Raw genomic sequence first — 14,668 nt, 5'->3', positions numbered from 1 at the left:
GATTTCATGGAGCGGGGGGCGAAATGAAGAACGGCGCCATCAGGCGCCGTTCGGGTCAGTTATTGTCCGCGGGAGCGGTTTGCTGTGGTGGCCTGAGGCCGACTTCGGCGGAGAGGTCGATCTCCTTGCCGTTGCGCATGACCTTGACGCTGACTTTCTCGCCGGGCTTGGTGCGGGCCACCTGGTTCATCGAGCGGCGGCCATCGCCGGCGGGTTCGCCATCGATGCTGAGGATGATGTCGCCGGGCTGCAGGTTGGCGCGTTGCGCCGGGCTGTCGCGGTAGATGCCGGCGACGACGATGCCCGGGCGCCCTTCGAGGCCGAAGGACTCGGCCAGCTCGGGGGTGAGCGGCTGCACCTCGATGCCCAGCCAGCCACGGATGACCTGGCCGTGCTCGATGATCGCCTTCATGACTTCCAGGGCCAGCTTGGTGGGGATGGCGAAGCCGATGCCCTGTGAGCCGCCGGACTTGGAGAAGATCGCGGTGTTGATACCGATCAGGTTGCCGTTGGCATCCACCAGGGCGCCACCGGAGTTGCCCGGGTTGATCGCCGCGTCGGTCTGGATGAAGTCCTCGTAGGTATTGAGGCCCAGCTGGTTGCGGCCGGTGGCGCTGATGATGCCCATGGTCACGGTCTGACCGAAACCGAAGGGGTTGCCGATGGCCAGGGCGACGTCGCCGATACGGATGTTGTCGGAGCGGCCGAGGGTGATGGCGGGCAGGTTGTCCAGGTCGATCTTGAGCACCGCGAGGTCGGTCTCCGGATCACCGCCCACCAGGCGTGCCAGGGTCTCGCGGCCATCCTTGAGGGCCACGACTATCTGGTCGGCGCCCGCAGTGACGTGGTTGTTGGTCAGCAGGTAGCCCTCGGGGCTCATGATCACCGCCGAGCCGAGGCTGGACTCCATGCGCCGCTGGCGCGGCAGGTTGTCACCGAAGAAGCGGCGGAACTGCGGGTCTTCGAACAGCGGATGCGCCGGCTTGCTCACCACCTTGGTGGTGTACAGGTTGACCACGGCGGGGGAGGCGCTGTTCACCGCTTCCGCATAGGACTCCGGGCCCGGGCGCGAGAGGCTGTAACGGGGGGCTTCCTGGAGGTGCACTTCCTGGCGGGGCAGGCCGACCAGTTCGGGGTATTGCTGGATGATCAGCAGTGCTACGAGTACGCCGACAAGCAGGGGCCAGCCGAAGAAACGCAGGGCCTTGAGCATCGAGGGGAGTCCTGAGGGTTGCGAGGGGCGAGGGTGCCCCTTAAGGTGGCGCCATTATACGGGGCGGCCGCCAATAAAATAGCCGCTCTCAGCAGCTTATGAGGAGAGGCAGATGGCCATTGCACTGACCACCCTGGTGGAGGAAGCGGAGCGCTTTCTCGGGGCTTCGCGTATCTCGGACTACTGCCCGAACGGCCTCCAGGTCGAGGGGCGGCCACAGGTTCGGCGCATCGTCAGCGGGGTCACCGCCAGCCAGGCATTGCTGGATGCCGCGGTGGAAGCCGAGGCCGATGTGGTGCTGGTCCACCACGGTTATTTCTGGAAGGGCGAGAACCCCTGCGTGGTCGGTATCAAGCAGCGTCGCCTGAAGACCCTGCTGACCCATGACATCAGCCTGCTGGCCTATCACCTGCCCCTGGACGTGCACCCGGAAGTGGGCAACAACGTGCAGCTTGCCCGTCAACTGGACATCACCGTCGAAGGACCGCTGGAGCCGGACAACCCGCGCACCGTCGGCCTGATCGGCTCCCTCGCCGAACCGCTCACACCGCGCGATTTCGCTCGCCGCGTACAGGATGTACTGGGCCGCGAGCCCTTGCTGGTGGAAGGCTCCGGGATGATCCGCCGCATCGGCTGGTGCACCGGCGGCGGCCAGGGCTACATCGATACGGCCATCGCCGCCGGCGTCGATCTCTACCTCACCGGCGAGGCGTCCGAGCAGACTTTCCACAGCGCTCGCGAGAACGGCATCAGCTTCATCGCTGCCGGCCACCACGCCACCGAACGCTACGGCGTGCAGGCCCTGGGTGATTACCTGGCGCGGCGTTTCGCCATCGAACACCTGTTCATCGACTGCCCCAATCCCATCTAGGAAAGGGGCGCTGGAAGGCCCGTTCCAGCAGGTATAAAGCTAGATCGTTTCGTTCTAAGTGCGCCCCTGAATAGAAGAATGCGCTGTGCTAGAGTGCGCGCTCGTCCACGGCCCGAAGGCCGTTGTATCAGATAAGAAATCCGTGAGTAGCCATGCTCGACAAACTGACGCACCTGAAACAGCTGGAGGCGGAAAGTATCCACATCATTCGTGAGGTGGCCGCCGAATTCGATAACCCGGTGATGCTGTATTCCATCGGCAAAGACTCCGCCGTCATGCTGCACCTGGCGCGCAAGGCCTTCTTCCCGGGCAAGCTGCCGTTCCCGGTGATGCATGTCGACACTCAGTGGAAGTTCCAGGAGATGTACCGGTTCCGCGACAAGATGGTCGCCGACCTGGGCCTCGAGCTGATCACCCACGTGAACCCCGAGGGCAAGGCCCAGGGCATCAACCCCTTCACCCACGGCAGTGCCAAGCACACCGACATCATGAAGACCGAGGGCCTCAAGCAGGCCCTGGACAAGTACGGCTTCGATGCTGCCTTCGGTGGTGCCCGTCGTGACGAGGAGAAGTCCCGCGCCAAGGAGCGCGTCTACTCCTTCCGCGACAGCAAGCACCGCTGGGACCCGAAAAACCAGCGCCCCGAGCTGTGGAACGTCTACAACGGCAAGGTGAAGAAGGGCGAGTCGATCCGCGTCTTCCCGCTGTCCAACTGGACCGAGCTGGACATCTGGCAATACATCTACCTGGAACAGATCCCGATCGTCCCGCTGTACTTCGCCGCCGAGCGCGAAGTCATCGAGAAAAACGGCACGCTGATCATGATCGACGACGACCGCATCCTCGAGCACCTCTCGGACGAAGAGAAGGCGCGCATCGAGAAGCGCATGGTGCGTTTCCGCACCCTCGGTTGCTACCCGCTGACCGGCGCGGTCGAGTCGGAGGCCACCAGCCTCACCGACATCATCCAGGAAATGCTCCTGACCCGAACGTCCGAACGCCAGGGCCGCGTCATCGACCATGACGGCGCCGGTTCGATGGAAGAGAAAAAGCGGCAGGGGTATTTCTAGCCGAAAGCTGAGAGCCGGAAGCTTGAAGCTGTAGCAGCAGGGAGTGCTGCATGAATTTCGAGAAGCTGGATGTATGGAAAAGGGCTGCGCGACTCTCGGTAGAGCTCTACCGACAGTTGCGCAATCTGGAGGACTGGGGATTCCGGGACCAGATCACTCGTGCGGGGCTTTCGATACCGAGCAATATTGCCGAGGGCATGAGCCGGGAAGGTAGTCGCGAGAGAGTCAGGTTCCTGCTGATTGCCAAAGGCTCCTGCGCGGAGCTGAGGACTCAGTTGTATATAGGCCAGGAAGTCGGCTTCGTGCCGAAGATGTTCGCAAGAGCCTCTATACGGGAAACCCAGGAGATCGCAGCCATGTTGTCCAGCCTGATTCGCGTTATACGCCAAGACTGATTATTCGCTCGCTGTAGGCTTCAAGCTTCTGGCTTCAAGCTTCCAGCTCGGAGAACGCAATGAGCCATCAATCCGATCTGATCAGCCAGGACATCCTCGCTTACCTGGCCCAGCACGAGCGCAAGGAACTCCTGCGCTTTCTCACCTGTGGCAACGTCGACGACGGCAAGAGCACCCTGATCGGGCGCCTGCTGCACGACTCCAAGATGATCTACGAAGACCATCTGGAAGCCATCACCCGCGATTCCAAGAAGGTCGGCACCACCGGTGACGAAGTGGACCTGGCGCTGCTGGTGGATGGCCTGCAGGCCGAGCGCGAGCAGGGCATCACCATCGATGTCGCCTACCGCTACTTCTCCACCGCCAAACGCAAATTCATCATCGCCGACACCCCTGGCCATGAGCAGTACACGCGCAACATGGCCACTGGTGCCTCCACCTGCGACCTGGCGATCATCCTGGTCGACGCCCGCTACGGCGTGCAGACCCAGACCCGCCGCCACAGCTACATCGCTTCCCTGCTGGGCATCAAGCACATCGTCGTCGCCATCAACAAGATGGACCTGAAGGACTTCGACCAAGGCGTGTTCGAGTCGATCAAGGCCGACTACCTGCAGTTCGCCGAGCGCATCAAGCTCAACCCGACGTCCATCCACTTCGTGCCGATGTCGGCGCTGAAGGGCGACAACGTGGTGAACAAGAGCGAGCGCTCGCCCTGGTACACCGGCCAGTCGCTGATGGAGATCCTCGAGACCGTCGAAGTCGCTGGCGACCGCAATTTCGCCGACATGCGCTTCCCGGTGCAGTACGTCAACCGCCCCAACCTCAACTTCCGTGGCTTCGCCGGCACCCTCGCCAGCGGTGTCGTGCACAAGGGCGATGAAGTCGTCGTGCTGCCGTCGGGCAAGGGCAGCAAGGTCAAGTCCATCGTCACCTTCGAGGGTGAGCTGGAGCAGGCCGGCCCCGGCCAGGCGATCACCCTGACCCTGGAAGACGAGATCGACGTTTCCCGCGGCGACATGCTGGTGCATGCCGACAACCGCCCGCAGGTCACCGACGGTTTCGACGCCATGCTGGTGTGGATGTCCGAGGAGCCGATGCTGCCGGGCAAGAAATACGACATCAAGCGCGCCACCAGCTACGTGCCGGGCTCCATCGCCAGCATCGCCCACAAGGTGGACGTGAACACCCTCGAAGAGGGGGCCGGCAGCGACCTGCAATTGAACGAGATCGCCAAGGTCAAGATCAGCCTGGACGCACCCATCGCCCTCGACGGCTATGAAAGCAACCGCACCACCGGCGCCTTCATCGTTATCGACCGCCTCACCAACGGCACCGTTGGCGCGGGCATGATCATCGCTGCCCCGGTTGCCGCTGGCGGCCAGGGCGTACATGGTGAGTCCGCCCACGTTTCCACCGAGGAGCGTGCTGCACGCTTTGGCCAGAAGCCGGCCACTGTGCTGTTCAGCGGCCTCTCCGGCGCCGGCAAGAGCACCCTGGCCTATGCCGTGGAGCGCAAGCTGTTCGACATGGGCCGTGCGGTCTACGTCCTCGATGGCCAGAACCTGCGTCACGACCTGAACAAGGGCCTGCCGCAGGACCGCGCCGGGCGCACCGAGAACTGGCGCCGTGCTGCCCACGTGGCGCGTCAGTTCAACGAAGCCGGCCTGCTGACCCTGGCGGCCTTCGTGGCCCCGGATGCGGAAGGCCGCGAGCAGGCCAAGGTGCTGATCGGCAACGATCGCCTGATCACCGTATACGTCCAGGCGTCCCCGCAGATCTGCCGCGAGCGTGACCCGCAAGGGCTGTACGCGGCCGACCAGGACAACATCCCCGGTGAATCCTTCCCCTACGACGTGCCGCTGAATGCCGACCTGGTGATCGACACCCAGAGCCAGTCGGTGGAAGAGGGAGTCAAGGCCGTGCTCGACCTGCTACGTAGCCGCGGCGCGATCTGATCGCATCGCTGATGAAAAAGCCCCGCTGATGCGGGGCTTTTTTTGGCCCGGTGTTGGGCCTGACGTGGAACCCGGGACGTTTCCCGGCATGAAAAAGCCCCGCCTAGGCGGGGCTTTTCGTTGACTCATCCAGTGCTCAGTACTTGCCCTTGAGCCCGAAGTTTTCGTCCAGGGTGCCCGGGCCGTCGGTGGACTTGGGTGCATAGTCCTTCGGCGCCTCGTGGCTGCGCGGCGGGGTCAGGCGCTCGCGCGGGCCGGGGGCGTCGTCCGTGTGCAGGGCGGCGAGCAGGCGCTGGCGGGTCAGTTCGTCCAGGGCTAGCCGGCTGGCGCCGTCGGACAGGTGTTCCTGCACGTCCTGGTAGCTCTGGGTGAGCTTCTTCACCAGGTTGGCAGTGGTGTTGAAATGGGTGACCACTTCACTTTGATAGGTATCGAAGCGTGCCTGCAGATCATCCAGTTGACGCTGCGTGCGATTCGGCGCGGTGCCGGGCAGCAGTCGGGCGACCAGAAAACCGATGCCGATACCGGCGAGCAGGGCGAGTGCTGGCAACAACCAGGCCGTGAGCGACTGTTCCACGAGTCCTTCCTCTATAAGCAGCTTTGCATTACGTTAACGGCTCGAATCCGCGCTGTATACCGCGACGCAAGCCCTGTGGTGCTTAACCAAGACGAGTCGACCCGGTCCGGGGTCACGGAGTTCCCGTTGTCCAATCGTGAAAATCCCATTCTGCTCCAGGGGCCAAGTGGCCAGCTGGAAGCACTTCACCTCGACCTGCCCGATGCCAAGGGGCTGGCGCTGATCTGCCATCCGAACCCGATCCAGGGCGGCACCATGCTCAACAAGGTGGTCTCTACCCTGCAGCGCACCGCTCGCGATGCCGGATACGGCACCCTGCGCTTCAATTACCGCGGTGTCGGCGCCAGTGCCGGCAGCCATGATATGAACACCGGCGAGGTGGATGATGCCGAAGCCGCTGCCCACTGGTTCCGCTCCCAGCGTCCGGAACTGGCGCTGACCCTGTTTGGTTTCTCCTTCGGTGGTTTCGTTGCGGCAAGCCTGGCGGGCCGTCTGGAGCGCCAGGGCATCGAAGTGCCTCGCCTGTTCATGGTGGCGCCGGCGGTCATGCGCCTGACCGACGCCACTCCGCTGCCTGAGCGCGGCGAGATGACGGTGATCCAGCCCGACACCGACGAGGTGGTCGAGCCTCAGGCCGTGTATGGCTGGTCCGCCTCCCTGCAACGCCCCCATGAGCTGCTGAAAGTGGCAGAATGCGGGCACTTCTTTCACGGCAAGCTGACCGATCTCAAGGATCTGGTCCTGCCGCGCCTCTGACCCCGACTGCAGTCCGACAAGCGATCATCCATGACCACTCGCATTCTCACCGGCATCACCACCACCGGCACTCCGCACCTCGGCAACTACGCTGGCGCCATCCGTCCCGCCATCGTTGCCAGCCGTGACGCCGACGTCGATTCCTTCTACTTCCTCGCGGACTATCACGCGCTGATCAAGTGCGACGACCCGGCACGCATCCAGCGCTCGCGCCTCGAGATCGCCGCCACCTGGCTGGCCTGTGGCCTGGATGTGGACAAGGCGACTTTCTATCGCCAGTCGGATATCCCCGAGATCCCCGAACTGACCTGGCTGCTGACCTGTGTCGCCGGCAAGGGCCTGCTCAACCGCGCCCATGCCTACAAGGCCTCGGTGGACAAGAACGTCGAGAACGGCGAAGACCCGGACGCTGGCGTCACCATGGGGCTGTTCAGCTACCCGGTGCTGATGGCCGCGGACATCCTGATGTTCAACGCCCACAAGGTCCCGGTGGGCCGTGACCAGATCCAGCACGTGGAGATGGCCCGTGACATCGGCCAGCGCTTCAACCACCTGTTCGGCGCCGGTCGTGAGCTGTTCACCCTGCCGGAGGCGGTGATCGAAGAGGAAGTGGCGACGCTTCCCGGCCTGGACGGTCGCAAGATGTCCAAGAGCTACGACAACACCATTCCGCTGTTCGGCAGCGCCAAGCAGCTGAAGGACGCCATCGCCCGCATCGTCACCGACTCGCGCGCGCCTGGCGAACCGAAGGACCCGGACAATTCCCATCTGTACACCCTCTACCAGGCCTTCTCCACGCCGGCGCAGCTGGCGGCCTTCCGGGCCGAGCTGCTCGACGGCCTGGCCTGGGGCGAAGCCAAGCAGCGCCTGTTCCAGCTGCTGGACAACGAGCTGGGCGAAGCCCGCGAGCGTTATCACGCGCTGATCGAGCGCCCGGCCGATCTGGAAGACATCCTCCTCGCCGGTGCCGCCAAGGCACGCAAGACCGCGACGCCTTTCCTCAACGAGCTGCGTGAGGCGGTCGGCCTGCGGTCCTTCCGCAGCAATGTGCAGAGCGCCGATGCCGGCAAGAAGAAGGCGGCCAAGAGTGCGCGCTTCGTCAGCTTCCGCGAAGAGGACGGCAGCTTCCGCTTCCGCCTGCTGGCTGCTGATGGCGAGCAACTGCTGCTGTCCCGTTCGTTCGCGGATGGCAAGTCCTCGGGCCTGGTGACCAAGCGCCTGCAGGATGGCAGCGCCCTGGATATCCGCAACGACGGCTCCAGCTATGGCCTGTGGCTCGATGGCGAGGCCGTGGGGCAGGGCGGTGAGTTCACCGATGCCGATGCCCGTGATGCTGCCGTTCAGCGTCTGCGTGAGGCACTTGCGCCCCAGGATTGAGGCGCTTTCTTACGGCCGGCGCTGCTGGCCGATTGCCAAGAAACGGGGGCGTCGCTAAAGTGACGACCCCGTTTTTCGTTGCCTTGCTACCGATCATGACCCCCCTCGAGCGTTACCAGGCCGATCTCAAGCGGCCGGACTTCTTCCACGACGCCGCGCAGGAAACTGCCGTCCGCCATCTGCAGCGCCTGTACGACGATCTGATCGCCGATGGCCAGAGCAAAACCGGCTTGTTCGGCGGCCTGTTCGCCAAGAAGCGCCAGGGGCCGGTCAAGGGCCTGTATTTCTGGGGCGGCGTCGGTCGTGGCAAGACCTACCTGGTCGACACCTTCTTCGACGCCTTGCCGTTCAAGGAGAAGATGCGCACCCACTTCCACCGCTTCATGAAGCGCGTGCATGAGGAGATGAAAACCCTCAAGGGTGAGAAGAACCCGCTGACCATCATCGGCAAGCGTTTCGCCGACGAGGCGCGGGTGATCTGCTTCGACGAGTTCTTCGTCTCCGACATCACCGACGCGATGATCCTCGCCACCCTGCTGGACGAGCTGTTCAAGAACGGTGTGAGCCTGGTGGCGACGTCCAACATCGTGCCGGACGGCCTCTACAAGGACGGCTTGCAGCGTGCGCGCTTCCTGCCGGCCATCGCCTTGGTCAAGCAGTACACCGATGTGGTCAACGTCGACAGTGGCGTGGACTACCGCCTACGTGCCCTGGAACAGGCCGAACTGTTCCACTGGCCCCTGGGCGACGAGGCCGAGGTCAGCCTGAAGACCAGCTTCAAGAGCCTGCTGCCGGATTGCACCCAGGCCCAGGAAAACGAAGCGCTGATGATCGAGAATCGCGAGATCCGCGCGGTCCGCGTATGCGAGGACGTTGCCTGGTTCGAGTTCCGCGAACTCTGCGACGGCCCGCGTAGCCAGAACGACTACATCGAGCTGGGCAAGATCTTCCACGCGGTGATCCTGGCCAACGTCGAGCAGATGGGCGTGGCGAAGGACGACATGGCGCGACGCTTCATCAACCTGGTGGACGAGTTCTACGACCGCAACGTCAAGCTCATCATCTCTGCCGAGGTGGAGCTGAAGGACCTGTACACCGGTGGTCGCCTGACCTTCGAGTTCCAGCGCACCCTCAGCCGCCTGCTGGAGATGCAGTCCCACGAATTCCTCTCGCGGCCGCATAAGCCCTAATGAAAAAGCTGGAAGCCTGAAGCTTTTAGCCTGAAGAAAAAGCAATGCGGGCCGAGTTCGTCGGCCCGCACGCTATCTTGGCTTCCAGCTTTAGCGCTGCGCCACTTCCTTCTCATACTGCTTCAGCAACGCCTGGGCGTGGGCGACTTCCAGCGCTTCCATGGCGTTGATCGGCTTGATCGCCACGGCCTTTTTCAGGTGATCCAGGACCTTCTGCTCTTCATCCTCGCCGTAGACGTAGACCAGGGCGTTGGCGTACTCGTAGTGGCCGATGGGCAGGTCGTCCTTGGCGCTGAAGGAGCGGGTGAAGTACTGCTCCATCTTGTCCGAGCTGACCCCGTAGGTCATTTTGCCCACCAGTTTGCCGACCTTGCGGATCACGCCGGCTTCGTAGCCGCCGTAGAGGGCGAGGGCGAAGGGCTGGCGCGGTTGCTTCTGCAGCAGGGCGTCCAGTTCCTCGGGAATCTGGCTGGTGTAGCCGCGCTTGAGTACCACCGGTACCGACAGCTCCTCGCCGAGGCGCGCCTTGGCGTACACGCGGCCGAACTGGGCCACGGTGTCGGCCTGGACCAGTTCGCCGGCCTCGTCGGTGTACTTGATCACTTCCTCCAGCAGGCGGTGTTTCTCCTCCTGGTTGGGGGCGAGGAACATCGCGTAGATCACCTGGGCGAACATCGCCGGCACCTGGCCGCCGACGCCCAGGGCCAGGCCCTGCTTCTTGGCCTCGGCGAAATCACCCTTGAACATCAGACGCCACACGTCCTGCAGCCGGGCCGCATAGGCTTCGGCTTCCTCGGGCTTGCCGGTGAAGCCGGTGTTGCCGGTAACGGTCATCTCCAGTGCCTTGGGGTTCTGGGTGGCCATGGTCACCACCCAGTCGGCATCGGGGAAGGGATAGTCGGGGCCGAAGCCGCGGGTCAGCTGGGGCCAGGCCTGGCGCAGCTTGTCACCGGAGTAGTCGTAGGCAGCCTGATCGTAGGGGAAGGGTTTCCAGTCGTCTGCGACGGCTGTGAAGCTGGCGGCAGCCAGCAGGGCAAGCAGGTAACGGCGCATGGTTGAGTACCTTTTATTGTTGTTCTTCATCCGCCGTACCGCTGACGGAAAAGGTTCGGACACCCCAATGGGGACCATGCCCGGATCATAAGTCGCTGCCGCTGTCGGCCAACCCATCCTTGGGATGGCGGCTTTACTCGCCTTTGTGCTGGAACTGCCTGCGGTACTGGTTGGGGGAAAGATTGGTGTGCTGGCGAAACAGTCGGGCGAAGAAGCTGGCGTCGTCGTAACCCACTTCGTAGCTGATGGTCTTGATGCTCTTGCGGGTAGCTGACAGGAGGCCCTTGGCTGTTTCGATGCGTAACCGTTGCAGGTAGTGCAGCGGCTTGTCACCGGTGGCGGCCTGGAAGCGGCGCATGAAGTTGCGGATGCTCATGCCGTGGTCGCGGGCGACGTCCTCGAAGCGGAACTTGTCGGCGAAGTGCTCTTCGAGCCAGTGCTGGATCTGCAGGATGGTTACGTCCTGGTGCAGCTTCTGCCCGCCGAACCCGATGCGCCCCGGGGCGTAGCTGCGTTGCACTTCATAGAGGATGTCCCGGGAGACTGCCTGAGCGATGCTGGCGCCGCAGAAGCGTTCGATCAGGTAGATGTACAGGTCGCAGGCGGAGGTGACGCCGCCGGCGCAGTAGAGATTGTCGGCGTCCGAGAGGTGTTTTTCCTGGTTCAGTAGCACCTTGGGAAAGCGCTCGCCGAACTCGCGGAAGAAGCGCCAGTAGGTGGTTGCTTCCTTGCCATCCAGAAGCCCGGCCTGGGCCATCCAGAACACCCCGGTGGCCTCGCCGCAGATGGAGCTGCCGGCGGCGTGACGCTCGCGCAGCCATTGCAGGACCTGGGGGTGGCGCTCGCAGAGGGCGTCGAAGTCATCCCAGAAGGCCGGAAGGATGATGATGTCGGCTTCGTCCAGCGCGCCGTCGACCGGCATGATCACATCGCTGAAGCTGCGTACCGGCAGGCCATCCGGGCTGACCAGGTGGATTTCGAATGCGGGCTTGAGGCCGAGGCCCTGAAGCTTGCTGTAACGGAGGCTGGCCATATGGAAGAAATCCTTGGCCTGCATCAGGGTGGAAGCGAAGACACCTTCGGTGGCGAGGATACTCACCCGTCTTAGGGTGGGGGACTGCTGGTTGGTCATGGTCTTGTTCTTATTAGGGGAAAGCGGTCATTAGCCGGCTGGATCGTCTTATTTTTTGTCGCAACTGTCCAGTGTGCGTCTGGTACGACTGTCCTACAGTCTGTGGCCTTCGAACCCCGACCCCAGACGCATCCATCAAGGTGACCGCATGATCCCCAGAACCCTGTTCAGCTCCGATCACGAACTCTTCCGCGACAGCGTGCGCAAGTTCCTCGAACAGGAGGCGGTGCCTTTCCATCATCAATGGGAGAAGGACGGCTACATCGATCGCGCCCTGTGGAGCAAGGCAGGGGAGGCCGGCATGCTCTGCTCGCACATTCCCGAGGAGTACGGCGGCATGGGTGCCGACTTCCTCTACAGCACCGTGGTGATCGAGGAGATCGGTCGCCTGGGGCTGACCGGTATCGGCTTCTCGCTGCATTCGGACATCGTCGCGCCCTACGTGCTCCATTACGGCTCCGAAGAGCTGAAGCAGAAATACCTGCCGCGCATGGTGACCGGCGAGCTGGTGACCGCCATCGCCATGACCGAGCCGGGCGCCGGCTCCGACCTGCAGGGCGTGAAGACCACCGCGGTGCTGGACGGTGATGAGTACATCATCAATGGCTCGAAGACCTTCATCACCAACGGCTACCTGGCTGACCTGGTGATCGTGGTCGCCAAGACCGATCCCAAGGCTGGCGCCAAAGGCACCAGCCTGTTCCTGGTGGAGGCGGGCACGCCGGGCTTCTCCAAGGGCAAGCGCCTGGAGAAGGTGGGGATGAAGGCCCAGGACACCTCCGAGCTGTTCTTCCAGGATGTGCGGGTGCCCAAGGAAAACCTGCTGGGCCAGGCCGGCATGGGCTTCGCCTACCTGATGCAGGAGCTGCCCCAGGAGCGCCTGACCGTCGGGATCGGCGCGCTGGCGTCGGCCGAGGCGGCGCTGAAGTGGACCCTCGACTACACCCGCGATCGCAAGGCCTTCGGCAAAGCCATCGCCGAGTTCCAGAACACCCGCTTCAAGCTGGCCGAGATGGCCACCGAGATCCAGATCGGCCGGGTCTTCGTCGACCGCTGCCTGGAGTTGCACCTGCAGCGCAAGCTGGATGTACCCACCGCGGCGATGCTCAAGTACTGGGGCACCGACCTGCAGTGCAAGGTGCTCGACGAGTGCGTGCAGCTGCACGGTGGCTACGGCTTCATGTGGGAATACCCAGTGGCGCGCGCCTGGGCGGACGCCCGTGTGCAGCGCATCTACGCCGGCACCAACGAAATCATGAAAGAGATCATTGCCCGCTCGCTGTAAGCGGATGCGGTGAAGGGAAGCCCGGCGAGTGCCGGGCTTTTCCGTTTACGGGGCGGGGTTCGGCTGGGCCCGATGGATTTCGGCGATGCCTTCCAGAACGGCGTCGGAAAGGGTCAGGGCGCTGCTGGCCAGGTTGCTCTCCAACTGTTCCAGGTTGGTCGCGCCGATGATGTTGCTGGTGACGAAGGGCTGGGCGGTGACGAAGGCCAGCGCCATCTGTGCCGGGTCCAGGCCGTGCTCGCGGGCCAGGGCCACATAGCGCGAGCAGGCCGCCTGGGCCTGGGGGTTGGTGTAGCGGGCGAAGCGGCTGAACAGGCTGATGCGGGCGTTGGCCGGGCGCGCACCGTTCTCGTACTTGCCGGACAGCATGCCGAATGCCAGGGGTGAATAGGCCAGGAGGCCGCAGCGCTCACGGATCGCCACCTCGGCCAGGCCCACCTCGAAGCTGCGGTTGAGCAGGTTGTAGGGGTTCTGGATGGACGCGGCGCGAGGGAGCCCCAACTGATCGGCCAGTTGCAGGAATTTCATCGTGCCCCATGGGGTTTCGTTGGACAGGCCGATCTGGCGGATCTTGCCGGCCTTCACCTGCTCGCCGAGCACTTCCAGGGTTTCCTGCAGCGGGGTGGAGTCCTCCTCACGGTGCTGGTAGCCCAGCTGGCCGAAGAAGTTGGTACTGCGTTCGGGCCAATGCAGCTGGTACAGGTCGATCCAGTCGGTCTGCAGGCGCTTGAGGCTGGCATCCAGGGCGGCGGTGATGTGCTGGCGGTTGTGCTTGAGATTGCCGCCGCGGATGTGGGTGATGCCGTTGCCGGGGCCCGCCACCTTGCTGGCGAGCACCCAGTCGGCACGATCACCGTGCTTGGCGAACCAGTTGCCGATGATGGTTTCGGTTGCGGCATAGGTCTCGGCACGGGGCGGGACCGGGTACATCTCGGCGGTATCCATGAAGTTGATGCCGAATGCTTTGGCCCGTTCGATCTGGGCGAACGCTTCGGCTTGGCTGTTCTGTTCGCCCCAGGTCATGGTGCCCAGGCACAGGCTGCTGACCTTGATATCGGTGTTGCCGAGCTGGCGGAATTCCATGCAACGTTCCTCTATTGGCAAAGATTGCTATCAAATCAGGTTGAAATTTTCTGTGCAATCGGCATAATTCCGCGGCTTTCTTTGCGGGGATGCCTAGCTCGCGAAGAAGGAAGGTGGGGATGCCTAGCCCGCCGAAACCCCTTGCCGTGTGCGGACGCGCTGACCCGAGCCCCCGATAGCGTCTGTTTCCGGCTGCCCTGTGTTGCCAGGGCGAGCACTATTCAGTAAGATCCGCCGTCTTATTTTCAGGGCGGCCCCTGAGGCTATAGCGAATGAAGACTTTTACTGCAAAACCGGAAACTGTTAAGCGCGACTGGTATGTCGTCGACGCTGCCGGTCAGACCCTGGGTCGTCTGGCCACCGAAATTGCTAGCCGTCTGCGCGGCAAGCACAAGCCGGAATACACCCCGCACGTTGATACCGGCGACTACATCGTCGTCATCAACGCCGAGCAGGTACGTGTGACCGGTGCCAAGACTACCGACAAGATGTACTACTCGCACTCCGGCTTCCCGGGCGGCATCAAGGAAATCAACTTCGAGAAGCTGATTGCCAAGGCCCCTGAGCGCGTGATCGAGACCGCGGTCAAAGGCATGCTGCCGAAGAACCCGCTGGGTCGCGACATGTATCGCAAGCTGAAGGTGTACAAGGGTTCTGCTCACCCGCACACCGCTCAGCAGCCCCAAGAACTGAAGATTTAACGGGATA

The 14,668-nt window shown here is 63.2% G+C and carries 14 protein-coding genes; 9 read left to right on the top strand and 5 right to left on the bottom strand.

The window, feature by feature from the left end:
• Positions 1-55: 55 nt before the first annotated feature.
• The gene (gene algW / locus RTW82_RS00385) at positions 56-1,213 is read right to left on the bottom strand and encodes a Do family serine endopeptidase AlgW (protein ID WP_021217851.1); all 1,158 of its coding nucleotides are present in this window, start codon (positions 1,211-1,213) and stop codon (positions 56-58) included.
• Between the two features lie 112 nt (positions 1,214-1,325).
• Here algW and RTW82_RS00380 point away from each other — a divergent pair, with 112 nt between their 5' ends.
• The 4 genes from RTW82_RS00380 (at position 1,326) to cysN (ending at position 5,507) form a co-directional block, all read left to right on the top strand.
• Positions 1,326-2,084, top strand: coding sequence for a Nif3-like dinuclear metal center hexameric protein (locus RTW82_RS00380; RefSeq protein ID WP_184488694.1), 759 nt, complete (start codon positions 1,326-1,328; stop codon positions 2,082-2,084).
• Between the two features lie 152 nt (positions 2,085-2,236).
• Positions 2,237-3,154 (top strand): sulfate adenylyltransferase subunit CysD, encoded by a 918-nt coding sequence (gene cysD / locus RTW82_RS00375; protein WP_021217853.1) that lies wholly within the window; start codon positions 2,237-2,239, stop codon positions 3,152-3,154.
• Between the two features lie 50 nt (positions 3,155-3,204).
• Complete coding sequence (locus tag RTW82_RS00370) at positions 3,205-3,549, top strand: four helix bundle protein (protein WP_043241457.1); 345 nt, start codon at positions 3,205-3,207, stop codon at positions 3,547-3,549.
• A gap of 59 nt (positions 3,550-3,608) precedes the next feature.
• Positions 3,609-5,507, top strand: a complete 1,899-nt coding sequence (cysN, locus tag RTW82_RS00365; RefSeq protein WP_021217855.1) for a sulfate adenylyltransferase subunit CysN — start codon at positions 3,609-3,611, stop codon at positions 5,505-5,507.
• A gap of 136 nt (positions 5,508-5,643) precedes the next feature.
• Here the strand turns inward: cysN and RTW82_RS00360 are convergent, their stop codons facing one another.
• Positions 5,644-6,084 (bottom strand): YhcB family protein, encoded by a 441-nt coding sequence (locus RTW82_RS00360; RefSeq protein ID WP_021217856.1) that lies wholly within the window; start codon positions 6,082-6,084, stop codon positions 5,644-5,646.
• Between the two features lie 126 nt (positions 6,085-6,210).
• On the opposite strand from RTW82_RS00360, the gene RTW82_RS00355 reads away from it, so the two are divergent.
• The 3 genes from RTW82_RS00355 (at position 6,211) to zapE (ending at position 9,407) form a co-directional block, all read left to right on the top strand.
• On the top strand, positions 6,211-6,840 hold the full coding sequence (locus tag RTW82_RS00355) for an alpha/beta hydrolase (RefSeq protein WP_316923948.1): 630 nt from the start codon (positions 6,211-6,213) through the stop codon (positions 6,838-6,840).
• A gap of 30 nt (positions 6,841-6,870) precedes the next feature.
• Positions 6,871-8,217 (top strand): tryptophan--tRNA ligase, encoded by a 1,347-nt coding sequence (locus RTW82_RS00350; RefSeq protein WP_316923947.1) that lies wholly within the window; start codon positions 6,871-6,873, stop codon positions 8,215-8,217.
• Positions 8,218-8,312: 95 nt separating this feature from the next.
• Complete coding sequence (gene zapE / locus RTW82_RS00345; RefSeq protein ID WP_316923946.1) at positions 8,313-9,407, top strand: cell division protein ZapE; 1,095 nt, start codon at positions 8,313-8,315, stop codon at positions 9,405-9,407.
• Between the two features lie 90 nt (positions 9,408-9,497).
• Here zapE and RTW82_RS00340 read toward each other — a convergent pair whose 3' ends face one another.
• Both RTW82_RS00340 and RTW82_RS00335 read right to left on the bottom strand, forming a co-directional pair.
• Positions 9,498-10,460 carry a hypothetical protein gene (locus RTW82_RS00340; RefSeq protein ID WP_021217860.1) on the bottom strand — a complete coding sequence of 321 codons (963 nt, stop codon included), beginning with the start codon at positions 10,458-10,460 and terminating at the stop codon, positions 9,498-9,500.
• Positions 10,461-10,593: 133 nt separating this feature from the next.
• Positions 10,594-11,493, bottom strand: a complete 900-nt coding sequence (locus tag RTW82_RS00335) for a GlxA family transcriptional regulator (RefSeq protein ID WP_169708358.1) — start codon at positions 11,491-11,493, stop codon at positions 10,594-10,596.
• Between the two features lie 247 nt (positions 11,494-11,740).
• Between RTW82_RS00335 and RTW82_RS00330 the strand changes: the two genes are divergently transcribed.
• Complete coding sequence (locus tag RTW82_RS00330) at positions 11,741-12,877, top strand: acyl-CoA dehydrogenase family protein (protein ID WP_021217862.1); 1,137 nt, start codon at positions 11,741-11,743, stop codon at positions 12,875-12,877.
• Positions 12,878-12,922: 45 nt separating this feature from the next.
• Here RTW82_RS00330 and RTW82_RS00325 read toward each other — a convergent pair whose 3' ends face one another.
• The gene (locus tag RTW82_RS00325; RefSeq protein ID WP_316923945.1) at positions 12,923-13,960 is read right to left on the bottom strand and encodes an NADP(H)-dependent aldo-keto reductase; all 1,038 of its coding nucleotides are present in this window, start codon (positions 13,958-13,960) and stop codon (positions 12,923-12,925) included.
• A gap of 272 nt (positions 13,961-14,232) precedes the next feature.
• Between RTW82_RS00325 and rplM the strand changes: the two genes are divergently transcribed.
• On the top strand, positions 14,233-14,661 hold the full coding sequence (gene rplM / locus RTW82_RS00320) for a 50S ribosomal protein L13 (protein WP_021217864.1): 429 nt from the start codon (positions 14,233-14,235) through the stop codon (positions 14,659-14,661).
• The last annotated feature ends 7 nt before the right edge of the window (positions 14,662-14,668 follow it).

This window comes from Pseudomonas sp. zfem005 (genome assembly GCF_032621735.1).
Lineage (GTDB): Bacteria > Pseudomonadota > Gammaproteobacteria > Pseudomonadales > Pseudomonadaceae > Metapseudomonas > Metapseudomonas solani.
This window is presented reverse-complemented; position numbering and strand designations above follow the sequence as displayed.

Excerpts from the sequence above, each read along its gene's own strand:
- algW (WP_021217851.1), bottom strand. The coding sequence starts at position 1,213 with ATGCTCAAGGCCCTGCGTTTCTTCGGCTGGCCCCTGCTTGTCGGCGTA.
- cysD (WP_021217853.1), top strand. The coding sequence starts at position 2,237 with ATGCTCGACAAACTGACGCACCTGAAACAGCTGGAGGCGGAAAGTATC.
- RTW82_RS00330 (WP_021217862.1), top strand. The coding sequence starts at position 11,741 with ATGATCCCCAGAACCCTGTTCAGCTCCGATCACGAACTCTTCCGCGAC.
- RTW82_RS00325 (WP_316923945.1), bottom strand. The coding sequence starts at position 13,960 with ATGGAATTCCGCCAGCTCGGCAACACCGATATCAAGGTCAGCAGCCTG.
- cysN (WP_021217855.1), top strand. The coding sequence starts at position 3,609 with ATGAGCCATCAATCCGATCTGATCAGCCAGGACATCCTCGCTTACCTG.
- RTW82_RS00370 (WP_043241457.1), top strand. The coding sequence starts at position 3,205 with ATGAATTTCGAGAAGCTGGATGTATGGAAAAGGGCTGCGCGACTCTCG.
- RTW82_RS00340 (WP_021217860.1), bottom strand. The coding sequence starts at position 10,460 with ATGCGCCGTTACCTGCTTGCCCTGCTGGCTGCCGCCAGCTTCACAGCC.
- RTW82_RS00350 (WP_316923947.1), top strand. The coding sequence starts at position 6,871 with ATGACCACTCGCATTCTCACCGGCATCACCACCACCGGCACTCCGCAC.
- zapE (WP_316923946.1), top strand. The coding sequence starts at position 8,313 with ATGACCCCCCTCGAGCGTTACCAGGCCGATCTCAAGCGGCCGGACTTC.
- RTW82_RS00380 (WP_184488694.1), top strand. The coding sequence starts at position 1,326 with ATGGCCATTGCACTGACCACCCTGGTGGAGGAAGCGGAGCGCTTTCTC.
- RTW82_RS00335 (WP_169708358.1), bottom strand. The coding sequence starts at position 11,493 with ATGGCCAGCCTCCGTTACAGCAAGCTTCAGGGCCTCGGCCTCAAGCCC.
- rplM (WP_021217864.1), top strand. The coding sequence starts at position 14,233 with ATGAAGACTTTTACTGCAAAACCGGAAACTGTTAAGCGCGACTGGTAT.